The 3,904-nt window shown below is 36.9% G+C and carries 3 protein-coding genes; 2 read left to right on the plus strand and 1 reads right to left on the minus strand.

Annotation, left to right across the window (positions count from 1 at the left end; all coding sequences use genetic code 11):
• The first annotated feature begins 18 nt into the window (after positions 1–18).
• On the plus strand, positions 19–573 hold the full coding sequence (locus SOY52_RS06390) for a hypothetical protein (RefSeq protein WP_320848133.1): 555 nt from the start codon (positions 19–21) through the stop codon (positions 571–573).
• Between the two features lie 180 nt (positions 574–753).
• On the opposite strand, the gene SOY52_RS06395 is transcribed toward SOY52_RS06390, so the two are convergent.
• Entirely contained in the window at positions 754–1,902 is a 1,149-nt protein-coding gene (locus SOY52_RS06395) for a glycoside hydrolase family 88 protein (RefSeq protein WP_320848134.1), read from the minus strand.
• Between the two features lie 139 nt (positions 1,903–2,041).
• Here SOY52_RS06395 and SOY52_RS06400 point away from each other — a divergent pair, with 139 nt between their 5' ends.
• The gene (locus SOY52_RS06400) at positions 2,042–3,712 is read left to right on the plus strand and encodes a family 43 glycosylhydrolase (RefSeq protein WP_320848135.1); all 1,671 of its coding nucleotides are present in this window, start codon (positions 2,042–2,044) and stop codon (positions 3,710–3,712) included.
• Positions 3,713–3,904 lie beyond the last annotated feature (192 nt).

Genomic DNA, 3,904 nt, shown 5'->3' on the forward strand with positions numbered 1-3,904 from the left:
AGGAAGGCGGTGAATTAATTGACTGAGTCACTTTTCTTTGATACAGATTGTATTTCTGCTTTTCTGTGGGTAGATAATGAAAGTATTCTCTCAAAGTTGTTTCCTGGGAGAATTGTAATTCCCAAGGAAGTGTATGATGAGCTATCTCATCCTAGTGTGAATCGTGTTAAGGGATTAAAGGCACAAGTCGATTTAATGCTCCAAGCCGGAGATGCAACAATTGAAAACATTACGGTCGGTACAGCTACATATGAACTTTATCGAAAGCTTACAACTCATCCTGATCCAGGAAATAAAATCATCGGTCGTGGAGAAGCTGCTTCTATTTCGCTTGCAAAGGAAAAGCAAGGTATAATCGCTAGCAATAATTTGAGAGATATCGCTGTCTATGTTAAAGAATATGGACTTTCTCACATTACAACAGGTGATATCATGAAGATGGCGCTTGATGCTGGATATATCAATGAATCTCAAGGAAATACCATCTGGGCTAATATGATTGCAAGAAAAAGAAAACTTGGATATGCATCATTTTCTGATTATCTTGTAGCTCATCTGTATTATGACCACTAACAGCTACAGCCTTAGGATTTTGTGTTAAAGATTTTTTTTAACTACCTAATAATTATTAATGGATTTCAATAATAAGATAGTTCCTTGATAATCAACCATTTTCTAGTTTTTTATATATAAAATGGCTGATTATCCCATTATTATTATGTGATAGCCAGCCATTTTAACTATTTATTGTTTTTACCAGAACATTACATCCTTACCTGCAAGTTTCATTAAAGCTTCAAGATAGTAGTAATCTGCATAGACGAAGTTAACCTCTCTATCATTTAAGCCATTAAAGGAGCCTGTACAACGTTGGAGTATTCCATCTCTTTCTAAAGAAAAATCAGCTCTTTGATTAGTTAATACTTCAATAAGCTTTTCAGCTGTTTCTTTGTAACCTTTACCAGGAACATATTTGTCGAGTTCAATAAGACCACATGCAATTACTGCCGCTGCTGTTGAGTCTTCAAATGAAAGGTTTTTATCTTGATCAAAATCAACAGGGATGAGATATGACTCTGGAATTACAGATATTACATGATCTGCAATTTTTACGGCTGCATCTAAAAAGTCTTTTCTGCCTGTATGAGTATAACTATTAGTAAAGCCGTAGATACCCCAGCTTTGACCACGTGTCCAAGATGAACCTTGTTTCATACCTTGTCCACCGTAGTCGCAAACAAAGCCACCTTTATCCGCATCAAACTCAACAATGTGTCTTACTGATCCATCTTCTCTAATAAAAGCGTTCATAACAGTTGTTGCATGAGGCTCTGCGATATGAGCAAAGCGAGGATCATTTGTGACCTTTGTAGCCCAGTAAAGAATTGAAATATTAAGCATGCTGTCGATGATAACCCAACCCTTATTAGATTTATCCCCAGGAACGATATCATTCCAAGCTCTAATAAATTCTCCCTGAGGATTATATCTTCCAGCTAAAAGCTGAGCTGCAAGCAGACCTCTACGTTTGGCTTCTTCATCTCCTGTCATTATATAGTCAGCTACAGCTGTAGGAAGCCACATAAAACCTACATCGTGGTGTAGTCCTGTATAGTATTCAGAGAGAAAGCAGGTATCAATTAGCTTTCTTGATTCTCTAGCTTCATCAAGATATTCTTTCTTACCAGTTAGTGCATATAGCTGGTTAAATATTCCTCCCCAAAAACCGTTAGTCCACCAAGCAGGACCATTGTCTATAGTCCAGTTAACAGAGAGATCTAATCTATTATCATAAACTCCATCTTTAGAAACTGCAGGGAGTGTTCCTTTATGCTTTTTAAGTGCATCTGCAAATTTATTTTCTATTTGCGATAGTGTATTAAGTACTTCCTTTTTATCCATATGTTCCTCCTGTATTAATTTTCAGCTACTAAAGAAGAGTAAGCAATTGTTTGTTTTTTAGCTTTGTATCGGGTTTTTTAACATATTGTTGCGCTTGAACTTTCCTAATGTTTAAATAGAAAAAAAATAAGGAGGAAACATGGCAAAAGCAACTAATCCCATTTTAAGAGGATTTAACCCCGATCCATCGATAATTAGGGTAGGTGATGATTACTATATAGCAACTTCAACTTTTGAATGGTGGCCAGGTGTTAAGATTTCTCACTCTAGAGACCTTGTGAATTGGAATGATTATGGATACATATTAACAGATCCAAAAAAACTTGATTTAAGAGGAGTTGGAATTACTCAAGGTATTTGGGCTCCATGTCTTACATATGATAATGGAACGTTTTACCTTTGCTATACAGTTGTAAAGGCATATTACGTTAATATGTATGATACAGAAAACTTCATTGTAACCTCAACTTCAATTGATGGGCCTTGGTCTGATTCTGTAAAAATTGATGGCTTTGGTTTTGATCCATCTCTCTTTCATGATGATGACGGAAGAAAGTATCTAATTTCAATGGTTACTGACCATAGAGTTCCAAAGAAGTATCAAGGAAGACTACTTATTGAGGAGCTTGATAGTAAAACATTCCAACGTATAGGGGATGCAAAGGAAATATATGCTTCCTCTGAAATTTTTCTTGAAGGGCCTCATATTATAAAAAAGGATGGATGGTATTACCTCTTTGCAGCTGATACTGGTACAGGTGAAGGTCATGGAGAAAGTGTTCTAAGGAGTCGTAATGTGTTTGGTCCTTATGAGATGCATCACCCTTCTTATATTAAACGTAGTCCAGGGGAGGCGTGGTCAATTCTTACTTCAAGACAAAATCCAGAGTACCCACTTCAAAAATCAGGTCATGGTTGTGTTGTAACTACTCCAGAAGGTGAATGGTATATGGTACATATAACAGCACGTCCTTCAGATAGATATAACCCAGATGGAGAAGCTAGAGTTCTTAACCATCCTCGTTTTCCTGGTGCAAGACGCTATCCACTTGGGCGTGAAACAGCAATTGTTCATCTTCTTTGGGATGATGATGGGTGGCCAAGGGTAGATGGGGGAGTTCTTCCTCCAATTGAAGTGCCTTTAAATGTAGAAAAAAAGGAACAAGATGTTTATGTCGCTGACTTTTCTTCCCTGGATGCTTCCTGGCAGAGTCTTAGAGTTCCAATGACAGAGCACTATATGAAGTATCTTCCTGATAAAAATGTGCTTAGGATGTATGGCCGCTCTGGGCTATCTAGCTTTTTCTCTCAATCGCTTATTGCCAGGAGAATTGAAGAGATGGACTTTAGTGCTGAGTTAACCCTTTCTTTTGAACCAGAGTGTTTTAAGCAGATGTCTGGCTTAGCAGTTATGTATGATACCGATAACTATTTCTATCTCCATATTACTCATGATGAAGATGCAGGAAAGTGTATTACTCTTCTAAAGGCTGAAAATAAAAAATATGAGTATCTTACTCCTTATATCAAGATAGATTCTAATGAACCAATCACCTTAAGAGTGAGTGCTAACAACTTCTATTTTACCTTTTCATATAAGGTTGGAAATGGTGAATATGTTGAATTAATGGCTAACCTTGATGGAAGTTTCTTAAGTGATGAGGCGTGCTTTGAAGGATGGTTTACAGGTAGCATGATTGCAATCTGTACTCAGGATTTAACAGGACGAGGGCTGTATTCAGATATTTTTGCATTTCAATATGAGAATCTTAAAAATGCCTACATTCATCAAAAAAAGGCGCTATTGTGAAGTTAAAAAACCGATGTGAGAATTGAATCATAGATAAAAAAAGGAGAAAAGACATGAAAAAATTACTAACAATTGCGCTTGTTGCGCTCCTTAGTTTTTCTCTCTTCGCTCAGGGCGGTAGTGAGAGTGGAAGTGCTGTTAAGGCACAGGATAAAGGTACTGAAATCACATTAGTATTTGCAGATGGTGATG

The sequence above is a fragment of the Bullifex sp. genome, assembly GCF_034103065.1.
Taxonomy (GTDB): domain Bacteria; phylum Spirochaetota; class Spirochaetia; order Sphaerochaetales; family Sphaerochaetaceae; genus Bullifex.